Here is a 20,711-nt window from a genome sequence, read left to right as displayed (position 1 = left end):
AATTAATATGGGGTATAAACGACTCCGAGTATCTTAGCTGTACTTTCAGCAGCCGCATGTACATGGTGGGCAACGATCGAGTCGTAATAAATGCTATCGCCTTCTTCCAATATATATGTGTTCTTCCCGTAGTTTATTTCGAGAATACCTTCAAGCACATATATAAACTCTTCTCCTTCATGGGTAGAAAGAACAAAGTCGACACCCTCTTCCGACGGAGCCACATCGATCAGGAACGGTTCCATATGGCGGCCTGACTTATCCTGCGACAGAGAGTGATACTCCATATGTTTGCGGTTCTCCATCGAATTGTTGGTGAAACCGATGCTGTTAGAGTCGTTGCTGTCTTTCTTACGGCAGATTACCGGGCCGAGTTCAGACTGGTCGTCGAGGAATGTACCCAGACGGACTCCCAGTACCCGTGCTATTTTGATGAGTGGTGCGAGCGAAGGAAAATCTACATTACTTTCGATGCGTTCGATCTGTTCTACACTCAGGCCGGAACGTTCGGCCACTTCTTCGATGGAAAGTTGTTTAGAATCACGGATACTTTTAATCTTGGCTCCGATAATTTTGTTGTTTCCCATAAGTATGATTTTATTAGTATATCTTTTAATTTGTAACTAAACGCCGCAAATTTACATTAATATTTTATTTTACCATGTAATTTACTGAAAGAAAAAAAGGACAACCCAATAAAGAGTTGTCCTTTTACGAACTTCCGGAGAAGCTGTTTCTTATTTTCTGATACCAAGCTCTTTGATGATAGCACGGTATCTTGTGATATCAACTTTGATCAGATAATCCAGTAAACGACGACGTTTACCTACTAACATTTTCAGAGCTCTTTCAGTGCTGTAATCCTTGTGATTAGCTTTCAAGTGTTCTGTTAAGTGAGAAATACGAACTGTGAACAGAGCGATCTGGCTTTCTGCAGAACCTGTGTCTGTTGCTGATTTGCCGTACTTTTCGAATAATTCTTTTTTCTTTGCTGAATCTAATTGCATGATTCTTTTTACTTTAATAAATTGATACTATATTATCTAAGCGGCGACAAAGATATGCATAACTTTTTTGTTTGACAACTGTTTTCAGTATCTTTTTTATATTTTGCAACATGAAAATCACATACATATCGTAAAATTGTCGTACTTTTGCAGCCAATAAATTAGTCTTCGATGCAAAAACTCAGAAACATCGCGATTATCGCGCACGTAGACCACGGCAAAACGACGCTTGTGGATAAGATGTTATTAGCCGGTAAGCTTTTCCGTGAAGGACAGGCAGAGCCGGATCAGTTTATGGACAACAATGACTTGGAACGTGAACGAGGAATTACGATCCTAGCCAAGAATGTCTCTATTAATTATAAGGATTATAAAATCAATATTATTGATACTCCGGGGCATGCCGATTTCGGAGGTGAAGTTGAACGTGTATTAAACATGGCTGATGGCTGTCTGCTTTTGGTCGATGCGTTTGAAGGCCCGATGCCTCAGACCCGTTTCGTGTTGCAGAAAGCAATTCAACTGGGGCTGAAGCCGATTGTTGTTATTAATAAGGTAGACAAACCGAACTGCCGTCCGTCGGAAGTGCAGGAAATGGTTTTCGAACTCATGTTCAGTCTGGATGCAACGGAAGAACAGTTGGACTTTCCGACAATCTATGGTTCAGCTAAACAGGGTTGGATGTCGACCGATTGGAAGGAACCGAAGGAAGACATTCTGGCGTTGCTGGATGCCATTATCGAATATATTCCGGAACCGAAAGTGTTGGAAGGTACTCCCCAGATGTTGATTACTTCGCTCGACTTCTCTAAATATGTGGGACGTATCGCTGTGGGACGTGTTCACCGTGGAGAGTTGAAGGAAGGTCAGGATGTTATGCTGTGTAAGCGTGACGGAACGATGGTGAAATCAAAAATAAAAGAAGTCGATGTGTTTGAAGGTTTGGGACGTACCAAAGTATCTTCAGTTCAGTCGGGTGATATTTGTGCTGTTATCGGAATCGAAGGGTTTGAGATCGGTGAAACAATTGCTGATGTAAATGAACCGGAAGCATTGCCGACGATCGCGATCGATGAGCCGACCATGTCTATGCTCTTTACCATCAACAACTCTCCGTTCTTTGGAAAAGACGGTAAGTTCGTGACATCACGCCATATCTTTGAGCGTCTGCAGAAAGAGTTGGATAAGAACCTGGCATTGCGTGTGGTTCCTACCGATTCGGCCGACTCTTGGTTGGTATATGGCCGTGGCGTACTTCACTTGTCTGTGTTGATCGAAACAATGCGTCGTGAAGGATACGAATTGCAGGTTGGTCAGCCGCAGGTAATCATTAAAGAAATTGACGGAGTAAAATGCGAACCGGTTGAACAGCTGACTATCAATCTTCCGGAAGAGTCTTCCAGCCGTATCATCGATATGGTAACGAAGCGTAAAGGCGAGATGACAATGATGGAAAGCAAGAACGACCGTATGCATCTTGAATTCAATATACCTTCACGTGGTATTATCGGTTTGAACAATGCTGTTCTGACTGCTTCTGCCGGTGAAGCGATCATGGCGCACCGTTTCCTCGAATATCAACCGTGGAAAGGGGAGATCGAACGTCGTAGCAACGGCTCGATCATTGCTATGGAAGGAGGTACGGCATTTGCTTATGCGTTGAACAACCTTCAGTCGCGCGGCCGTTTCTTCATCTCTCCGCAGGAAGATGTTTATGCCGGTCAGGTGGTTGGTGAACACACCAAGGAAGGTGACCTGGTAGTAAACGTAACGAAGTCGAAGAAACTGACCAATATGCGTGCTTCAGGTTCTGATGATAAAGTATCATTGGCTCCTCCTATCGTATTTAGTCTGGAAGATGCTTTGGAGTATATCAAAGGAGATGAATATGTAGAGATCACACCGAACTATATGCGTATGCGTAAGATCATTCTGGATGAAACGGAACGTAAGCGTCAGGGTAGATAATAAGAAGTAATATACTATAATAGAAAACGGATGGCTCTGCAAAGAACCATCCGTTTTTGTTTCTTACGCTTTTTACGGACTGTATGCTTACCCTATACCCTGCGCAGCTACGCTATAGCGTAGCGAGTGATACTTTTCCCATGTTGATTGCAAAGCTTAATTTAGATTTCCCCACTGCAGTGGGAGTTTATCCCCATTGCAGTGGGGAACATTCCCCGTTGTTGTGGGGGATATTCCCCACATGAATAAAAGAAGTGGGGAATTTTAACCGGTAAAACATTCTACAAGGTCGCCGCATGGTTGTAAACCTGCAACACATCCTCTATTACTTCAAAGTTTATATCATTGTCTTTAATGTATTTCCTTAATACCTCTTTATGTTCCGGATAAGCTTTCAGGAATTGTTTCTCGCTGGAGAAACGATATTGTTTGCTACCTCGTTCGATACGAAATATCTTGAATATGCTGGTTAGGATAAGTTTTTCTGTTTCCAGTTTATGTACGGTGGCTCCGGCCTGGAAGGTGGAATAAGACTCTACGGCCGAGGTTTCCGAACGTCCACCGTATCCAACCTGTTTCCCTTCCCAACGCATCGAACCTTTGTATTGGACGAAAAGAGGAGGATTCATTTGCAGCACTTCCGTGGCTCCGTCTTTGGTAGGCAGGAAGATCCTGTCCCCGATCTTGATCGTTGCGACCATCTCCGGTTCGAGGAATTCTTTTATGTTGTTATTATCGTTTGGGTCAAGAAAGAGGAATTTCTTGATCAGCAAGCTATAGTTCATCGGAACCTGGAATTGACGGCCGTCTTTGTAAAAGACGTATCCATCCTGAAAACCTTTCAACAGAAATTGTGTACTGTCTATCTGAGCAACAAGGGCGGTAGTATGCACGATACAAATCAGGCAAAAGAGTAGAATTCGTTTCATAACTAGTCTATTAAGTGGTTTCTGATCCATTTGTTTCCTGCTGTAAATATAAACTATTTATGGGTCATTCCGATAGGATACAGGTATATTTTAGGACATAAAAAGAGGCTGATAAGAAATCCGTATCCTTATCAGCCTTTTCTTTTTCTATCCGGTTAGAATGTCAGCTTTCCCGCCCAGTCGATATACTGGTAGACGGAGGAGATGAATCCTATGGAGAGGATAGCGATACAGCAAAATGCCAGCGTAATTGTCATGACGCTTGTTCTGCCAACACATAACCGCTCTTCCGGTGTATCGATAAAGATATATTTGATAACACGCAGATAGTTATAGAGCGAAAGAACCAGGTTGACCCCGGCAAATGCGATCAGGATATACATCCGGTCACCCATTGCGGAAGCCAGCAGGAATAACTTACCGAAGAACCCGGAAGTGGGAGGGACACCCGCCAATGAGAGCAGGCTGACCCCCATCATCAAAGCCAGGAACGGGTTCGTACGGTAAAAGCCTTTGAATGAATTCAGGTCTTCCTTGCCGGTAGCGTCGGCCACTGCTCCGAGTACTCCGAAGAAACAAATGTTACTCAATACATAGATCAACATGAAGTAAAGCGTGGAGTCAAGACCGAGGATGCTGTTACCCGTGATACCTACCAGTACAAATCCGATCTGTGAGATAGACGAGAACCCCAGCAGACGTTTCAGGTTCTGCTGGCGCATGGCGAACAGGTTACCGACTGTCATACTAAGGATGGCGACTACCGAGATGATCTCGAGCCATTCACCGGACAGATGCTGGAATACCGTCATCAGTATGGAGACAAATACAAAGACAATAGAGCATTTGGATACGACCGACAGATAACTGGTCACCGCCATCGGAGCCCCTTCGTACACATCGGCAGCCCACAGATGGAAAGGTACGGCCGACATCTTAAAGAAGAAACCACCCATCATAAAGGCAAATGCCAGTAATGTCAGCAGGTTTGGGGTCAGGTTGGCCTGCAGGTAGTCGAAGCTGAGGTTTCCGTATGCACCATACAGCAGGGAGATACCAAACAGCAGCATTCCGGTAGAGAATGCCGAAGAGAGGATGAACTTAATGCCCGCTTCGGACGAACGTCGTTCGTGTTTGTTGAAGTTCGCCAGCGCTGCGATAGGGATGGTCGATATTTCTATCCCCAGGTATAACATCAGCACATGTCCGCTCGACAGGGTGATAAAACCACCCAGTAAGCTACTGAGCATCAAGATATAGAATTCGATACTGATCTCCGCATGTTTGTAAAGCCACCGGGAAGCCAGCACCGGGATCAGCAGAACACCCAGGTTGAGGATCGTCTTTTCCAGTTCGATCAGGTCGTTAGTCCGGAAGAAGCCGTCGAACAGTGTTGCGTCCGGTATATGCAGGAAGCTTGCTGCGAAGTTGATGAACAGAAGGAAATTGACTACCCGAAGTAATCGTTTGCACGATTGATCCGCATCCATCAGTTTCATTACCAACAAGAGAAAGATCAGGACACAAACGATCAGTTCGAATCGTAATATGGTGAAGAGTTCGGTACTCATAATCATTTAGTTTAATAAGTTAATACTGAAAAGCCTGTGTCAGCAGCCGTTGGGCAATTGCCAGGCTGTCACTGTCAATTAAACGGATCACCCAGAAAGGACATGTACCGATCAGGAAGATAGCTGCTATCAGCAGGACTGAAGCCAGTCTTTCCGCAGGGGTTGCATCTGTCATTGTCCGGACAGCCTTGTTACGTACTTCTCCCCAGATAACCGAGCCAACTGCACGCAGGATGTAGACGGCCGTAATCACGATCGATGAGCAGGCAATCAAGGTTGCCACCCGGTAGAATACTCCTGTCCGTTCCCAGGAACCGACAAAGATCGTCATTTCAGAAACGAACCCGCTCATGCCCGGTAAGCCCAGTGAACAAAGCCCTGCTATCAGAAAAGCCGAGCCGATAAAAGGTGCTTGGTAAAGCACTCCCCCTAACTCACTGATCTGCCGGGTGTGCGTCCGTTGATAGATCATGCCGATCACGCCGAAGAAGAGGGCCGTCATTATCCCATGTGAGACCATTTGCATCACCGCCCCTGTAATGGCCGTCCGGGTAAGCATGGCAATACCCAGTATGACGAATCCGCAATGGCTGACAGAGGAGAAGGCATTCATATACTTTAAGTCTTTCTGCCTCAGGGTAACGATCGCCCCGTAGAGTATGGCCGTCGAGGCCAGGATAATGAATATCCACGATAGCTCATCGGCAGCCTCCGGAAACAAAAAGGTTGCTACCCGCAAGCAGCCGTATCCTCCCAGTTTCATGGAAACACCGGCCAGGAACATGGAGGCGGCAGTAGGAGCCGACGAGTGTCCGTCGGGCGCCCAGGAATGGAAGGGGAACAGTGCTGTAAAGACACCGAAGCCGATAAATGTCAGTAGATATAAAGGACGTTGGATATAGAGGGGCAGATGCGTTTGAGCCAGCTCATGGAGATTCCAGGTGTAGTTGCCGGAAAAGTCTCCGCTAAAGAAGTAGAGCATGACAATGCCGATAAAGACCAACGCCGATCCTCCCATCAGCATCAGGGCTAGTTTCATGGCATTCTTCTCGCGGGCTCCCGAACCCCATATACCGATCAGCAGGTATTTGGGAATAACAGCTATCTCAAGGAAGAAGAAAAGCATAAACAGGTCTGTTGCAATGAAGAAGCCATACGCACCGAAGCCCAGCAACGTGAGTAAGACATAGAACTCTTTGGACTGCTCCCGGATATTCCCGGACACCAGTACGCCGCTGAATACCACCAGTGCAGTAAGCAGTATCATCAGAAGTGAGATACCGTCGATGCCATAGCTGAAGTTAATGTTCAGCGGTTCGAACCAATTGAACGAGTCGGAAAAGAGCAAGGCACTGGTATTGCCCGTTGTTATTTTCTCCCGTATAAAACAATAGGCCAGAAAGATCGTAAAGAGTAACTGGATAGCTCCTCCGATTGTAGCCACTGTCCGGATAAGCTCCTCCTTCCTGACGATGAATAGCAAGATGAGCGTAATGCCGGGTATGAGTAAAAGTATTGTTAGTAAGTCCATCTTATCAAATGTATTGAATGATTAGCAATATGGCCATTAGAAGAATTCCTCCGAGGAAGAAGAATGCATACGTCTGGATACGTCCGGACTGCATTCGTTTGATCAGTATGCTGAACGAATAGGTGCCGTCTGCCAGCTCGCTGAGTCCGCCCTGTATGACGTGTGTGTCGATGTACGAGAATAATCCCCCGAAGCCCTTATCCATCACCTGTTTGGCGAAGAAAAGATAGATCGCATCTACATAGAACTTGTGGTAGGCCCACCGGTAGAAGTGACCAAGCCCCTTGGCAAAGGCTGCCGGTCTGTCGTTGCGGACAGCGTAGAATAAGGCGGCAACCAGTATTCCGGCCAGTGCCGCTGAAACAGGCAGTATGCTTGACTGCACGCTCACATGCAGCTCGAATGGCAATTCATTTGCACTCACCAGTTCTCCGAAGGGAATATATCCGGCAAATACGCTGCCGATGGTCAGCACGATCAGCGGTAAAGCCATCTGCCAGGGTTCGTGCGCCTTTTCTTCTGTCGCCTTCTTATTAAAGAAGACAAGGAAATAGATACGGAACATATAGAAAGCAGTCAATCCACTGGTGATCAAGGCAACGGTATATAAGACCGGATGATGTACCCAGGCTGCTGCCAGAATAGCCTCCTTGCTGAAGAAACCCGACAGGAAAGGAAACCCGGAGATAGACAAAGCCGCCAGCAGAAAAGCAATATGCGTAACAGGCAACCGCTTCCGCAGTCCTCCCATATCTTCCAGTTTTCCGGAATGAACGATATGGATGATAACTCCGGCACAAAGGAAGAGAGCCGCTTTGAAGAAGGCATGTGTGAACAGGTGGAACATGGAAGCCGTATAACCTTCAGCCGCTTCCCGTCCCCATCCGGCAACACCCAGAGCCAGCAACATATAGGCGATCTGCGAGATTGTGGAGTAAGCCAGCACTTTCTTCAATTCAGTCTGTGTACAAGCTATCACTGCCGCAAACAAAGCCGTGAAAGCACTTAGTATCGCTATCACTTCCAGGGCTGCAGGAGCGGAAATGGCATATACCGGAAACAAACGTGCCACCAGAAAGACACCGGCAACCACCATCGTGGCCGCATGGATCAAGGCACTGACAGGTGTTGGTCCCTCCATCGCATCCGGTAGCCATACATGCAGTGGAAAGACGGCCGATTTGCCTGCTCCGCCCGCAAAGACAAGCAGCAATGCCCATGTCAGTGTGGAGAATCCCAGGAAAGAACCACTCGTGAAAGCTGTCAGGTAGGGCGATCCGGGATCGGTCAGGCGACTGATGATCTGCTCTATATCGAATGAACCTGCTCCTGCGCCAAGCATCAGGATACCGATCAGGAATCCCAGGTCGGCAAAGCGGGTGACGATAAATGCTTTCTTAGCTGCTGCAATAGCCGCAGGCAGTTTGAAATAAAACCCGATCAGCAGGAAGGAAGAGACACCTACCAATTCCCAGAAGAAATAGACCTGGAAGATATTGAAGGCCATCACCAACCCCAGCATGGAGAATGTGAACAGTTGCAGGTAAGCGAAATAACTGCCCGGTCGTTCTTCCCCTTTCATATAGCTGATGCTGTATAAGTGGACAAGCAGGGAGACTGTAGAAATAACGATCAGCATCATGGCGATGATCGGCGTCAGGGTCATTCCGACATTGATCGAGAGCGTATCGGTAAAAGGTAGCCACTGGAAGTCCATCAGCCGGCAGGGCTGGTAGATACCGCTCCGTTTGCCGAACTCAAAGAAATAGCCATAAGCCACTATCCATGACAAGAGTGTGGTAAATGCCAGTAACACGGTCGCCAGTATACCGGCTCCGCGGGGAGCAAATCGTTTGCCGGTCAGTGACAGGATAATAAATCCGGCCAGCGGCAGTAAGAGGATCGATCCCGTATATAGTTCGTAATTATTCATATCGGTCAGTATTTCATTGTCGTTGTGTCATCGATATCTATGGTCTTGAACTTCCGGTAGAGGTTGATAATGATCGCAATTGAAAGCGACACCTCGGCGGCGGCAACAATGATGATGAAGAGCGTGAAGAAGACGCCTTCGAGTTGCTCGGGATAAAGATATTTGTTGAATGCCACGAAGTTGATGTTCACACTGTTCAGAATCAACTCGGTCGACATCAGGACTGTGATCAGGTTCCGGCGGGCAAAGAAGCCGTAAGCTCCCAGGAAGAAGAGTGCCGAACTCAATATCAGTATATGTGAAAGAGGTATTTGTTCCATAATCTTATTTCTTTTTATTACTCTGTGCAATTACAATACTTCCGATCAAAGCTGCCAGCAGTAAGACACTGACTATTTCGAACGGATAGATGTAGCCGTACTCATTGAGATTGAATAACTGGTGTCCGATCTCATGGATGTCCAGAATCTTCGGGGAGATCGTTTCCGACCGGAACGGATGGTGCAGCAATACCCACAACACCAGCATAAAACCGGTGAAGGGTAAAAACAGCGCCCAGAACATCCTTCGGGGAATAGGCAATGGCAGCTTCGAACCTGTATTGTGCGTCAGGAAGATGGAGAAGATGATCAGTACCACGATACCTCCCACATAGATCATGATCTGCAAGGCGGCTACGAAGTTTATCTCCATCATGATATACAATCCCGCTATCCCTATCAGGCAGAGTAGCAGGAAGACAGCCGACCGGAAGATGCTCCGGCTAAAGACACAGAGGGCACCCAGTGTGAGTATTCCTGCTGAAAGTACGTAAAATAGAATTGCTTCGGCATTCATGCTTGTTCCTCCTTTCTGTTATCGGGCAGGTGATGTGCGTTGAGTAGCTTCACCAGTTTCCGTTTGTCATATTCACTATTCTCAAAATGGTTTGTCATCTCCAGTGCCCCGAAGTTGCAGGAGTCCACGCATTGGCCGCAGAAAGTGCAGCGTCCCAGGTCGTAAATGTAGCGGCTGAGTACACGCTTGGTCTTTCCTTCGGGAGTAGTTACCTTCTCCACTTCAATGCGGATCGTGTCGTTCGGACAGGCGGTCTGACAAAGTGTACAGGCGGTGCATTTCAGTTTGCCGTTCTCGTCCTCTATCAGGTGTAATTCTCCCTCGAAGCGCTCCGGGATATAGAGTGTCGTTTCCCTGTTTTCCGGATATTGCTGTGTAAGTATCCGGGTGGGATGTATCAAACTGCTGAATGTACGAAACATTCCTTTACCGAGCGATCCGATGGCAGCGCCGATAGAATATATATAGTTAATGCATTTATTCATGTTCAAGTCTCCTTTCTTTGTTTATATATACCATTCAAATACGGCAACAGTAGCTGCAATAAGCACATTGACAATACTGATCGGCAGGAGATATTTCCATTCCAGGCGAAGCAGCTGATCGATACGGATACGGGGAAATGTCCAGCGGAACCACATGATCAGGAACACCACAAAGAATACTTTTCCGAAGAACCAGATGAATCCCGGTATATAATCCATGACAGCATTGAAGCCGTCGAGCCCCGGAATGTAAAGCGGTTGCCAGCCTCCGAAGAATACTGTTGCCGCCATCATCGAAGCGATCAGCATATTGGTGTATTCCGAAAGGAAGAACATGGCGAACTGCATACCCGAGTATTCGGTATGGAACCCGGCGGTCAGCTCTTGTTCGGCTTCCGCCAGGTCGAAGGGGGCACGGTTCAGTTCGGCTGTTGAGGCGATGATGAAGATCATAAAGGAGATGATCGCCGGGATATGTCCCTTGTATATCCACCAGCCGTCAGCCTGTGAGTTTATAATGTCGAGAATAGACAGCGATCCGCTCATGGCGATCACGGCGATCAGCGACATGCCGACCGATAGTTCATAGCTGACAATCTGCGCACCGCTTCGCATGGCTCCCAACAGCGAGTATTTATTGTTACTAGCCCATCCGGCCATCATCACCCCGATCACGCTGATGGAAGAGACGGCGGTTATGTAAAGTACCCCGATATTAATATCCCACAGTTGCAGCCCCGGTGAATAAGAGAATGGAACCAAAGCCAGGAAGCTGGTGGTCAGTACGATGAATGGTGCGAGGGCAAAGAGGAACTTATCTGCTTTGAACGGTGTAACGCACTCTTTCAGGAGCAGTTTCAGTACATCGGCAATGGCCTGAACCGAACCACACCAGCCTACACGCATTGGCCCGAGGCGGAGTTGCATGAAGCCGGCGATCTTTCGTTCTGCGTAGATCATCAGAATAACCAGGACTACGATCATCACGATGAGGGCGAGAGCTGCGAGGATCAACTCGACAGTCAGTGCCCAGCCTGGCGACAGATAGTCGGACAGTGTTTGCCCGATCCATTGGGTAAGACCTGTAAAATCTATTTGTAAACTTGTCATTTCTTTTAGTGTTTTATCTGTCAATATCAGGGATAATCAGATCGAGTGTCGACATGATGGCTACCAGGTCTCCAACCTTCGATCCTATTGATAAGGGTTTGAGTGCCGTCAGGTTACTGAAGTTAGGGGTGCGGAACTTCACACGCCAAGGTTTTGCAGTGCCGTCGGCAACGATGTATACACCCAGTTCGCCGCGTGCCGTCTCTACCCTTTGGTAATATTCTCCTTCGGGAAGCTTCAGCATCCCTTTAGGTTTATTCCGGAAAGATCCTTCCGGTATACGGTCGATCAGCTGTTCGATAATAGAGATAGACTCTTTCATTTCCTCCATCCGAACCATATAACGGTTCATGCAATCTCCGCCCGGGAAGAGGATCTCCTTGAACTCTACCTGGCTATAAGCATCGTACGGTGCATGTTTACGTACGTCGCACGAAATGCCGGAACCTCTTGCCACCGGCCCTGTACAACCCAGCGATATGGCCAGTTCAGGAGTCAGCACACCGACACCTTCCAGACGTTTGCGGAAGATGATATTGCCGGTCAGCAACTCGCCGTATTCATGTTCATGCTTCTTTAAAGAGGCCATGACTTCCTTTACTTTACGTACAAAATCGGGATGCAGGTCCTGCATGATGCCTCCCGGTGTGATGTAATTCATCGTCAACCGGTTGCCGCCTGTCTCTTCAAAGATCTCGAGTATCATTTCCCGTTCGCGGAAAGCATAGAAGAAGGGAGAAACGGCTCCCATATCCAATCCCATACAGCCCCACCAGAGCAGGTGCGAGGCGAGACGTTGTAATTCCGCCATGATAACCCTGATCACCTGCGCACGCTCCGGAACTTCAAGTCCGGCTCCCTTTTCGATGCAGAGAGCACAGGCCTGATTGTTCATGTGGGCTGAGAGATAGTCCATCCGACTCGTCAGATAGATAAATTGCTTGTATCCCAACGATTCGCACATCTTTTCGATGCCCCGGTGAATATAACCCGGATGCGGATTCATATTCAGGATCGTCTCACCATCCAGCTGGGTACGCAGGCGAAGCACACCGTGTGTAGATGGGTGCTGCGGCCCTATGTTGATGATGAAACCTTCCGATTCGTCAGGTGTTATTTCTATATATTTGTCCATGATTAATACCGATTAAATGGTGTAGCTTACAAATCCAGCGTATTCACAAAATCCTTCCGCAGCGGATAACCTTCGAAATCCTCGTCGAGGAACAGTCTGCGCAGGTTCGGGTGATTCTCAAAACGGATACCGAACAGGTCGTATATCTCGTCTTCAAACAATTCCGCAGCCTGCCATAATTCGTAAAGCGAGGGCAGGAGGGGAGTCGCTTCCCTTCCTACTTGTGTTTTGAGGATCATTTCATGCCCTTTCCCTACGGCACGCAGATGACAAACCAGTTCGAAATAACCGGTGCGGTCTGTAACCGTTTCGCAAACCAATTGGTTAAAGCCGAGTGCTTCATCTTTTTTTAGCAGGCGGGCGGTGTTCAAAAGCTCTTCTTTATCGACTGTCAAAGCCGGAAGTCCGAAGCTTTCCCCTATCTCTTTCCCCTCGAAACGATGGGTGAGTAATGTTGTCAATTCTTCTTTGTTCATAATTCCGGTTCATCTTTAGGTTTTTCTATGACATATGCTCTCTGCAACTTTATCTTTTGTTGTAACGCCATCATTCCCTGTAGTAAGGCTTCCGGGCGGGGAGGACAACCGGGGATATAGACATCTACCGGAACGATTTTATCCACACCACGCACAACGGTATAACTGTCTTTGGCAAATGGCCCGCCGGTTATTGTACAGGCACCCATCGCAATCACATATTTGGGTTCCGGTATCTGGTCGTACAGGCGACGTAGTACAGGCGCCATCTTGCTGGTGATCGTACCGGCTACAATGATCAGGTCGGCCTGGCGTGGCGTAGCACGTGCCACCTCGAAGCCGAAGCGCGACCAGTCGTATTTGGCGGATGCGGCACTCATCATTTCGATTGCACAGCAACTCGTACCGAAAGTCAACGGCCAGAGTGAATTGCTTCGTGCCCATCCGGCTATCTTGTCAATGGTCGTGACCATGACATTCCGTCCCAGGTTCTCCCGGAATTCTTCCGGTATCTCGGGTAAAAAATCTTTCTTCATTTCCATTGTAATGCTTTCTTTTTAAATGCGTAAAGCAATCCCATGAACAGGAATAGCATAAAAAAGATAATCTCGACCAGTGCCGGAGCCCCCACTTCCTTCAGTGTGACGGCCCAGGGATAAAGGAATACCATTTCCACATCGAAGATGAGAAATGACAAGGAGAAAAGATAATAGCCGACATTGAACTGTCCCCATGAGGTTCCTTCCGTGGGAAGTCCGCATTCGTATGCTTCTCCTTTGATAGGATTGCTGCGTTTCGTTGACACTAGTTTGCCTACTCCGATAGCCAAGCCGGCAAAGCCAATGCCGGCGAACAGCATTAGTAAAATTGATATAGCTCCCATATCTGTTATGAATTAATTAAAAGTAGATAACCTGTTGCCGGGCAAGGGTGAGCGTTTCCGGCAATAGTAATTTGTGCCGTTCCTGTCTACAGGAATAGCTTATAAGATGTCAGTAAGGAATAGATTCAAATGATAATCCTTCGCAGTTCGTAGATAAAATGCGCGAAGCGGTAATGAAGGGATGATGCATCAATAATTTGTAAGGTCGATATCAGTTCACTGGTACGTTGACGTAAATTGAACTCTTTCAGGAATCGATCCGAATGCGATTTGTTTTCCAGACGCAGTGAATTGTTTGAGTTACTTCTTTCCCGCGACAGTTTGGATAGGATATGTACATAGTTACAATTCTCCGCCAGGTCGAATATTAACTCATGTTGCTGCTGTAAGGCTCTGTCTTTAATGGTTTTTTCGGCAGAGCTTATCTGTACGCTTCCATCCGGAATACAGGTGTCTATGCTTGTAACATCCTGAGTACCTAGCAGTATCAGAGATATAAAAACAAGTATAGATAGTAATCCTTTCATCTGGTAAAACGTCTGTTTATTTAAATTAGCACGCAAAGGTGTAAAAGGTTGGCAAAATGACAAAACATTTTGTCTTAAATTATATAATAAGAACCATATTTATGTCCTGTTTGTTTCGGACTTTTGGCAGTTATGCATTAAAAAATAAAGGCTGCCTCCGTATGGAAGCAGCCTTTGGTATGTAGGTTGTAAACTTACTTACTTAACTAAGCTAGCGAAATCTGCGTTAGTTGCATATTTTGCAAATTCCAGATCGATAGCAGCTTCTTTAGCCATAGCTTTGTCAGCAGCGATAGCAGCTTTCAGGTTGCTGATAACTGCGTTTGCATCGTTTGTACGAGCTGCAACAACAGCCTTCAGGTAAGAAGTAGTAGCGTCAGGGTTAGCAACAGCGTTCAAAGTCTGAGAAGCTTTGCTATAATCCTTAACTAACAACTGAGCCAAAGCAGCGTTGTTTGTCTTAACTGAACCGAAAGAGTTAACAGCCTTAGCATATTCGCCTTGTTCCAGGTAAAGAACACCCAGAGCTTCGCCTAATTCAGCTACACCAGCAGCGTTACCGAACAATTGCTGAGCTTTAGCTTGGTCACCCTTAGTAAGAGCGATAAGACCTAAGTTCATGTTAGCTTCGTTGTTAGCTTTAACAGAGTTAGACTTGTTGAACATCTGTTCTGCCTTAGCCAGGTCACCAGCCTTGAACGCCATCATACCGATGTTGTTCCAAGTGCGGTAGCAGTTAGGATACAATTCAGAAGCTTTTGTATAGATAGCCATCTTTTCAGCATCGTTGTTAGTCAGAGTAGCAGCATACAGAATTTCTTCGATGTTCAGTTCTGAAGGATTGCTCTTAGCCAATGCGCTGATTTCGTCGTCAGACTTACCGATGATTTCGATGTTAGCAGTCAAACGAGAACGACGCAACTGAGGTAAGATAGTTTCAGCCAGGTCAGAATAAACAACAGAGATATTTTTGATTTCTTTTTCTCTTGTTTCAGGATCCTGATACATAGAGATAACTCTTAATACGAGGTCTTTGTCCTGCAGGTTAGAAGCAGATACCAATTCTTTGAAACCTTCCCAGTCCTGAGCAGTGTAACGAGCGTCAACCGGAGCGTCAACTTTCATTTTCTTCAACTCTTTGTTCAGATATTTAGAAGTGTTACCTTCACGTCTTTCTGCCAGACCTGTGTTCAACTTAACACCACCATCAGGAGATGCATAAGCAGAGATTTCGATTGCTACGTTCTGATTAGGAGCTTCGTCAGCGTTTTTAACCAGTTCTTTCCATTCTTTGATTGCGTCAGAGTTCAACTCTTTAGCGCGCAATTCAGCCTGTTGGATAAGGAACATGATGTTTGCATCGTGAGCTTCTTTGATGATGCGCTGGAATTTGTCAGCAGCGATAGCAGCAGTTGCAGTAGCAGCGTCAGCCAGTTCAGAAGTAGCGATTACACCTTCACCGATTTTTACGTCCGGCAATTTAACTGTTTTGTTCTTGATCTTTGCGTCGAAAGTCAAATACAATTCAGATTTCTTCATTTCCGGTTTGTAAGTAAATGCAGACTTCATAGTTACGTTGCCACCTTCTTTCTGTGCAATAACCTGATTGTTGCCTTTTACTTTTTCACCTTGGTAAGTGTAAGATGTTCCCCATGCTTCACCACCTGCGTAACGAAGAACCGGAGTTACTGTTACAACAGCTTTTTTGTTGAACCATTTTGCAGGGAATGTTGCGTTGATAGTTACCGGAACTTTGCCTCCGATAGCCTCTAGCGGCTGCGGCTCAGCTTTGATATACTCTTCAGCTAGCGGTTTCAACTTGTTAGAACAAGAAGAAAGGGTTAAAATTGCTGCCATTACGAAGAATGACAATAAAAACTTTTTGTTCATAATTTGATGTAAGTTTAAAATGTTACTATGTTTATATATTCACTTTCAATTGTCCCTTAGCCATCAAAGTGCAAAACTAAAGCATTTTTTTGTTATGAATAGCAAAGATACAATAAAATCTTTCTAATTAATACTTATTAATGAATCGGCAACCTCTTTTTGGCTGAAATGGATGCAAATAGTAGTATTTATGGCCTTTCTTAAGGCGACCACTCCGATGTAATTAGGTTAATTTTTTGTATTTGCTTTGTCTTTGATCATACAACAATCTGGTATTTTCGACTCACTTATTGTGTATTTTTGATTAAAATAATATCTTTTGCGTGAAACTTTCATTATTGTAAGTAACCTGTATCAGATAGATCCCTGCTGTGGCAGAGGGTGTTGTCACTGTATTTTGCCCGGCGTAGACCGTGCCGCCCTGCAATGTTTTTCCATCTGCCGTGAATAAAGTATACCGGGCTTGCCGGATATCTTCCGGTAGCAGGACATGAACTGTTCCGGGATTTGCCCCCATAAAGATACGGATAGGATTACTTTTTTCGATCGAAGCATTGGCTGATGCCGTGTTATACTGAATGACCGGATCCACAAACAAGGATGTGCTCATCGGTGATGCCGGGTGAGCGGTTGCCTCTATCCATTGCCCTTTATAATTGATCCATGTGGTGTTCTTGGTGGTTTCTCCTTTCGGAAGGTTGAATGCCGAGAAGGAAACATTCTCTGTAGAAGACTTGATTCTGTATCCGACAAAGAAAGTTCCGGACACCGCTACCGGTTCGGAAAATGTAATAAATGATTCCTGATCGCGGTTCAATGGCTTGGAAACACTTTCGAAGTCTTCTTTCTCAAACGTTGTGAATTTCGGTTGGAATGATTCGGAGTGTAAAAGCCTTTCCGGTTTGTCGGAGCCACTGTAAACGGTTATTTCTATGTCGATGTTTTTAGAGTCGCTGATAGCCGGATTGACTATATAAGTGCCGAAAACAGTCGCATCGCCAGTCGTTTTGTAAATCTCTGCAAACTCGGTCATGCCTAATGAGTTGTTTCCGAAAGCCGGCCCTGTTCCGGGTGAGGGGAGGGCTGTCGTTTCTATCGTGCTTGTTTTACCGCTTTCACTAATGTTACTCAGGCGGATAGCGGGTGTGGTACTATAAGGGTCGAGGCCATTACAGGTAAGTTCTTTGTTTCGGCTGGCAGGGTCGAGCCATGCTTTTAATTGTTTGTCGGCATCAGAGGAAAAATCCCAGCTTTTGGCTAATGCGAAATAGTAATCGTCGTATGGCTGTGAACAACTTGCTCCTCCTCCGGAAAGTCCTCCGATTATCTGATTGTTGTTGTCGAATAAGGCAGAACCAGAAGAGCCGTCCTGTGTACTTCCTTCTGCCCATTCCTTGACATGCCAGTGTCCATTCTTCTCAAAAAAAGAAAAAGAAGTTAATACAACACTTTCTGCTTTTGCAAATCTTTTTACGGATGCCTTTGGATGATGTATACTGATATAAGGCGCAGTTCCCTGATTCTTTGCATTCCATCCAGCATAATAAGGCTGATAGTAAACTGGTGGAGTTTCTATTAGTTCTAGTAATGCCATGTCTGTATTTTCATTGGTCGCCCTGAAAAGAGTTGATGCCATTGACATTTCTTCTGTGCCTCTCATAACGGGGTCACAAAGCGGACTTTCATAATTGAAAAAGGTAACGATATTGCCTGCTACTTGTTCATAGTCAGGTTGAATCTGAAATCGATCGTTCAGGCAATGGGAGGCTGTCAGAATATAAGGTTTACCGTCATTTTCCGTATTATTAATTAATGTACCCGTACAAGCTGTTTCTCCATTGATAACGATCAGAATGATGCTTCGCCCGATCTCGTCATATTTATCTGTTTCCTCTTGCAGGTAGACCAATGGTTTCATGCACCATAAAAAAGGATCTTCTCCTTTGGGCTCATATCTTTTAAATCCCCGATAATCATGGTTTACTTCGCCAACCTTTAACTTTCCGTGAAACGGAGCATTTGCCGGTTCCTGGTATTCGATGATCAATTTGTCTCCCTTCACCGGTGCAACAGGCAATAATCCCAGTTCCGAATTATTAAGCTGGTTGAATGAACCCAATATATGTGTCTGATCAGGATTATAAAGGAAAAGCCGGGCACCTTCCGGCACTTCATATTCCGAGAATAATACATTAATAGAGTAAGCCCCGGCTGAGCGTATACCCAGACGCCATACCCGAGTACCATCCCCCAGTGTAAAGCGAGTACCCGAATTTTCCGGTGTAAAGTCCGTCATAAACTTATAGGCAAAGTGATAACCACTGCGCAAATCACTTTCATTTAGGGAGTCGATACGTAGTTGCTCTTTTATATCAAAGGATGGCATTTCTTTGAATATGCTACCGGAGCGGGTGTTGATTTCCGTCATCGGAAGTGGTTTGCCTCCGTGACTTATCTGTGCTGTCAAATGGTTGGTTATGAGCAGGCACAATGTGAAAAATATGGTAAGCTTTTTCATATTCATGCAAATATATGTTTTTCTTTTCAAAACCTCTCCCGTATTTCGTGATTTTTATCTAAGTTTGCCATGCGAAAACGGATCATTCTTGAATTATAAAACCAATATTACATAATTAAATAATAAAGATATGGCAACACCTCCTTTCAAGTATCAGGAACCGTTCCCACTGGGACCGGATACTACAGAGTATTATCTGCTTACAAAAGATTATGTGTCGGTATCCGAATTTGAAGGACAACCGATGCTGAAAATTGCAAAAGAAGGACTTACGGCAATGGCTAACGCTGCTTTCCGTGATGTGGCTTTTATGCTTCGTCCCGAACACAACGAACAGGTTGCTAAGATCCTGAGTGATCCGGAAGCCAGCGACAACGACAAATTTGTTGCCCTGACTTTCCTTCGTAATGCCGAAGTTTCAGCCAAAGGCCAGCTTCCTTTCTGTCAGGATACAGGTACAGCGATCATCCACGGTGAAAAAGGCCAGCATGTCTGGACAGGTTATTGCGATGAAGAAGCGTTGTCGTTGGGTGTTTACAAAACATATACAGAAGAAAACCTGCGTTATTCTCAGAATGCTCCGTTGAATATGTATGACGAGGTAAATACAAAATGTAATTTGCCTGCACAGATCGACCTGGAAGCAACTGAAGGTATGGAGTATAAATTCCTTTGTGTAGCAAAAGGCGGTGGTTCTGCCAACAAGACTTATTTGTTCCAGGAAACAAAAGCGATCCTGAATCCGACAACTCTGGTTCCTTTCCTGGTTGAAAAGATGAAGACATTAGGAACGGCTGCTTGCCCTCCTTATCATATTGCATTCGTTATCGGCGGTACTTCAGCAGAAAAGAACCTGCTGACTGTTAAGCTGGCTTCTACTCATTATTATGACAATTTGCCAACAAGCGGCAACGAAGGCGGACGTGCTTTCCGTGATATCGAACTTGAAAAGCAAGTATTGGAAGCTGCTCACAACATTGGTCTGGGCGCTCAGTTCGGTGGTAAATATTATGCACACGACGTACGTATCGTTCGTCTGCCCCGTCACGGTGCTTCTTGTCCGGTGGGTATGGGTGTTTCCTGCTCTGCGGATCGTAATATTAAATGTAAGATCAATAAAGATGGTATCTGGATCGAAAAGATGGATTCTAACCCAGGCCGTCTGATCCCTGCAGAATTACGTAAAGCCGGTGAAGGTAACGCAGTTAAGATCAATCTGAACCAACCGATGGCAGATATCCTGAAAGAACTGACCAAATATCCGGTTTCAACCCGCCTTTCTTTGAGCGGTACAATCGTGGTGGGCCGCGACATCGCTCACGCAAAACTGAAAGAACGTATCGATAAGGGGGAAGGTCTGCCTCAGTATATCAAAGATCATCCTATTTATTATGCAGGCCCGGCCAAGACTCCGGCTGGAATGGCTTCCGGTTCGTTTGGCCCGACAACTGCGGGTCGTATGGACTCATATGTCGACCTGTTCCAGGACAACGGCGGTAGCATGATTATGATCGCTAAAGGTAACCGTAGCCAGCAGGTAACAGACGCTTGCCAGAAACATGGTGGTTTCTACCTGGGAAGTATCGGTGGCCCGGCTGCTATCCTTGCACAGGAAAGTATCAAGAAGGTAGAATGTCTGGAATATCCTGAACTGGGAATGGAAGCAATCTGGAAGATCGAAGTAGAAGATTTCCCGGCCTTCATCCTGGTTGACGATAAAGGAAACGATTTCTTCAAACAATTGAAACCGCGTTGCTCTTGCAGTAAATAAAAACAATTAATTATAAGAGGTAAGAAACCTGTTCTCTGTTAAAGGAGCAGGTTTTTTCTTTATTGTATTTTGCTGTCGATGATTATGGGCAAGCTTGTTGATAATTATCGACAGGTTTACCCATAATCATCGACAGGCTT

The 20,711-nt window shown here is 45.8% G+C and carries 19 protein-coding genes; 2 read left to right on the top strand and 17 right to left on the bottom strand.

All coding sequences use genetic code 11. From position 1 onward, the window contains the following. Positions 1–2: 2 nt before the first annotated feature. Positions 3–587 carry a helix-turn-helix domain-containing protein gene (locus HMPREF1212_RS19880; protein ID WP_028726467.1) on the bottom strand — a complete coding sequence of 195 codons (585 nt, stop codon included), beginning with the start codon at positions 585–587 and terminating at the stop codon, positions 3–5. A gap of 150 nt (positions 588–737) precedes the next feature. Beyond that, positions 738–1,007 (bottom strand): 30S ribosomal protein S15, encoded by a 270-nt coding sequence (gene rpsO / locus HMPREF1212_RS19875; RefSeq protein ID WP_028726466.1) that lies wholly within the window; start codon positions 1,005–1,007, stop codon positions 738–740. 171 nt (positions 1,008–1,178) lie between these two features. Between rpsO and typA the strand changes: the two genes are divergently transcribed. Continuing rightward, positions 1,179–2,975 (top strand): translational GTPase TypA, encoded by a 1,797-nt coding sequence (typA, locus tag HMPREF1212_RS19870; RefSeq protein WP_028726465.1) that lies wholly within the window; start codon positions 1,179–1,181, stop codon positions 2,973–2,975. Between the two features lie 281 nt (positions 2,976–3,256). Here typA and HMPREF1212_RS19865 read toward each other — a convergent pair whose 3' ends face one another. The 15 genes from HMPREF1212_RS19865 to HMPREF1212_RS19795 all read right to left on the bottom strand — a co-directional run bounded on the left by HMPREF1212_RS19865 (position 3,257) and on the right by HMPREF1212_RS19795 (position 18,806). Further along, on the bottom strand, positions 3,257–3,904 hold the full coding sequence (locus tag HMPREF1212_RS19865; protein WP_046150805.1) for a hypothetical protein: 648 nt from the start codon (positions 3,902–3,904) through the stop codon (positions 3,257–3,259). A 155-nt stretch (positions 3,905–4,059) separates the two neighbouring features. After that, positions 4,060–5,475, bottom strand: coding sequence for an NADH-quinone oxidoreductase subunit N (locus HMPREF1212_RS19860; RefSeq protein WP_046150804.1), 1,416 nt, complete (start codon positions 5,473–5,475; stop codon positions 4,060–4,062). Positions 5,476–5,494: 19 nt separating this feature from the next. Beyond that, positions 5,495–7,006 (bottom strand): complex I subunit 4 family protein, encoded by a 1,512-nt coding sequence (locus tag HMPREF1212_RS19855; RefSeq protein WP_046150803.1) that lies wholly within the window; start codon positions 7,004–7,006, stop codon positions 5,495–5,497. Positions 7,007–7,010: 4 nt separating this feature from the next. Beyond that, positions 7,011–8,939 carry an NADH-quinone oxidoreductase subunit L gene (gene nuoL / locus HMPREF1212_RS19850; RefSeq protein WP_046150802.1) on the bottom strand — a complete coding sequence of 643 codons (1,929 nt, stop codon included), beginning with the start codon at positions 8,937–8,939 and terminating at the stop codon, positions 7,011–7,013. A 5-nt stretch (positions 8,940–8,944) separates the two neighbouring features. Next, on the bottom strand, positions 8,945–9,259 hold the full coding sequence (nuoK, locus tag HMPREF1212_RS19845) for an NADH-quinone oxidoreductase subunit NuoK (protein ID WP_046150801.1): 315 nt from the start codon (positions 9,257–9,259) through the stop codon (positions 8,945–8,947). A 4-nt stretch (positions 9,260–9,263) separates the two neighbouring features. Next, a complete protein-coding gene (locus tag HMPREF1212_RS19840; protein WP_046150800.1) occupies positions 9,264–9,776 on the bottom strand; it encodes an NADH-quinone oxidoreductase subunit J family protein in 513 nt (170 codons plus the stop codon). Continuing rightward, positions 9,773–10,261, bottom strand: coding sequence for a 4Fe-4S dicluster domain-containing protein (locus tag HMPREF1212_RS19835; protein WP_046150799.1), 489 nt, complete (start codon positions 10,259–10,261; stop codon positions 9,773–9,775). The genes HMPREF1212_RS19840 and HMPREF1212_RS19835 overlap by 4 nt, the downstream gene beginning before the upstream one ends. A 21-nt stretch (positions 10,262–10,282) precedes the next feature. Next, positions 10,283–11,371, bottom strand: coding sequence for an NADH-quinone oxidoreductase subunit NuoH (gene nuoH, locus HMPREF1212_RS19830; protein ID WP_046150798.1), 1,089 nt, complete (start codon positions 11,369–11,371; stop codon positions 10,283–10,285). A 13-nt stretch (positions 11,372–11,384) separates the two neighbouring features. Further along, a complete protein-coding gene (locus HMPREF1212_RS19825; RefSeq protein ID WP_046150797.1) occupies positions 11,385–12,506 on the bottom strand; it encodes an NADH-quinone oxidoreductase subunit D in 1,122 nt (373 codons plus the stop codon). Positions 12,507–12,532: 26 nt separating this feature from the next. Continuing rightward, positions 12,533–12,982 carry an NADH-quinone oxidoreductase subunit C gene (locus HMPREF1212_RS19820; protein WP_052725056.1) on the bottom strand — a complete coding sequence of 150 codons (450 nt, stop codon included), beginning with the start codon at positions 12,980–12,982 and terminating at the stop codon, positions 12,533–12,535. Next, positions 12,979–13,524, bottom strand: a complete 546-nt coding sequence (locus HMPREF1212_RS19815; protein WP_046150796.1) for an NADH-quinone oxidoreductase subunit B — start codon at positions 13,522–13,524, stop codon at positions 12,979–12,981. Before HMPREF1212_RS19815 ends, HMPREF1212_RS19820 begins: the two co-directional genes overlap by 4 nt. Continuing rightward, positions 13,515–13,865: an NADH-quinone oxidoreductase subunit A gene (locus HMPREF1212_RS19810; protein ID WP_046150795.1), complete on the bottom strand. Its 351-nt coding sequence runs from the start codon at positions 13,863–13,865 to the stop codon at positions 13,515–13,517. The genes HMPREF1212_RS19815 and HMPREF1212_RS19810 overlap by 10 nt, the downstream gene beginning before the upstream one ends. 125 nt (positions 13,866–13,990) lie before the next feature. After that, on the bottom strand, positions 13,991–14,392 hold the full coding sequence (locus HMPREF1212_RS19805) for a hypothetical protein (RefSeq protein ID WP_046150794.1): 402 nt from the start codon (positions 14,390–14,392) through the stop codon (positions 13,991–13,993). A 198-nt stretch (positions 14,393–14,590) separates the two neighbouring features. After that, positions 14,591–16,282, bottom strand: coding sequence for a hypothetical protein (locus HMPREF1212_RS19800; protein WP_028726462.1), 1,692 nt, complete (start codon positions 16,280–16,282; stop codon positions 14,591–14,593). 304 nt (positions 16,283–16,586) lie between these two features. Then, on the bottom strand, positions 16,587–18,806 hold the full coding sequence (locus tag HMPREF1212_RS19795; protein WP_052725055.1) for a trypsin-like peptidase domain-containing protein: 2,220 nt from the start codon (positions 18,804–18,806) through the stop codon (positions 16,587–16,589). A 124-nt stretch (positions 18,807–18,930) separates the two neighbouring features. On the opposite strand from HMPREF1212_RS19795, the gene HMPREF1212_RS19790 reads away from it, so the two are divergent. After that, positions 18,931–20,571: a fumarate hydratase gene (locus tag HMPREF1212_RS19790; protein WP_028726460.1), complete on the top strand. Its 1,641-nt coding sequence runs from the start codon at positions 18,931–18,933 to the stop codon at positions 20,569–20,571. The last annotated feature ends 140 nt before the right edge of the window (positions 20,572–20,711 follow it).

It is taken from the genome of Parabacteroides sp. HGS0025, assembly GCF_000969845.1.
GTDB classification, from domain to species: Bacteria; Bacteroidota; Bacteroidia; order Bacteroidales; family Tannerellaceae; genus Parabacteroides; species Parabacteroides gordonii.
Note: the sequence above shows the minus strand (reverse complement) of the source record. Positions and strands in the feature narration are given on the sequence as shown.

Bases quoted from the DNA above. Each gene is read 5' to 3' on its own strand.
- HMPREF1212_RS19810 (WP_046150795.1), bottom strand. From the start codon at position 13,865: ATGGGAGCTATATCAATTTTACTAATGCTGTTCGCCGGCATTGGCTTT.
- HMPREF1212_RS19865 (WP_046150805.1), bottom strand. From the start codon at position 3,904: ATGAAACGAATTCTACTCTTTTGCCTGATTTGTATCGTGCATACTACC.
- HMPREF1212_RS19835 (WP_046150799.1), bottom strand. From the start codon at position 10,261: ATGAATAAATGCATTAACTATATATATTCTATCGGCGCTGCCATCGGA.
- HMPREF1212_RS19800 (WP_028726462.1), bottom strand. From the start codon at position 16,282: ATGAACAAAAAGTTTTTATTGTCATTCTTCGTAATGGCAGCAATTTTA.
- typA (WP_028726465.1), top strand. From the start codon at position 1,179: ATGCAAAAACTCAGAAACATCGCGATTATCGCGCACGTAGACCACGGC.
- HMPREF1212_RS19880 (WP_028726467.1), bottom strand. From the start codon at position 587: ATGGGAAACAACAAAATTATCGGAGCCAAGATTAAAAGTATCCGTGAT.
- HMPREF1212_RS19840 (WP_046150800.1), bottom strand. From the start codon at position 9,776: ATGAATGCCGAAGCAATTCTATTTTACGTACTTTCAGCAGGAATACTC.
- HMPREF1212_RS19825 (WP_046150797.1), bottom strand. From the start codon at position 12,506: ATGGACAAATATATAGAAATAACACCTGACGAATCGGAAGGTTTCATC.
- nuoL (WP_046150802.1), bottom strand. From the start codon at position 8,939: ATGAATAATTACGAACTATATACGGGATCGATCCTCTTACTGCCGCTG.
- HMPREF1212_RS19815 (WP_046150796.1), bottom strand. From the start codon at position 13,524: ATGGAAATGAAGAAAGATTTTTTACCCGAGATACCGGAAGAATTCCGG.
- HMPREF1212_RS19820 (WP_052725056.1), bottom strand. From the start codon at position 12,982: ATGAACAAAGAAGAATTGACAACATTACTCACCCATCGTTTCGAGGGG.
- HMPREF1212_RS19860 (WP_046150804.1), bottom strand. From the start codon at position 5,475: ATGAGTACCGAACTCTTCACCATATTACGATTCGAACTGATCGTTTGT.
- HMPREF1212_RS19855 (WP_046150803.1), bottom strand. From the start codon at position 7,006: ATGGACTTACTAACAATACTTTTACTCATACCCGGCATTACGCTCATC.
- nuoK (WP_046150801.1), bottom strand. From the start codon at position 9,259: ATGGAACAAATACCTCTTTCACATATACTGATATTGAGTTCGGCACTC.
- HMPREF1212_RS19795 (WP_052725055.1), bottom strand. From the start codon at position 18,806: ATGAATATGAAAAAGCTTACCATATTTTTCACATTGTGCCTGCTCATA.
- nuoH (WP_046150798.1), bottom strand. From the start codon at position 11,371: ATGACAAGTTTACAAATAGATTTTACAGGTCTTACCCAATGGATCGGG.
- rpsO (WP_028726466.1), bottom strand. From the start codon at position 1,007: ATGCAATTAGATTCAGCAAAGAAAAAAGAATTATTCGAAAAGTACGGC.
- HMPREF1212_RS19790 (WP_028726460.1), top strand. From the start codon at position 18,931: ATGGCAACACCTCCTTTCAAGTATCAGGAACCGTTCCCACTGGGACCG.
- HMPREF1212_RS19805 (WP_046150794.1), bottom strand. From the start codon at position 14,392: ATGAAAGGATTACTATCTATACTTGTTTTTATATCTCTGATACTGCTA.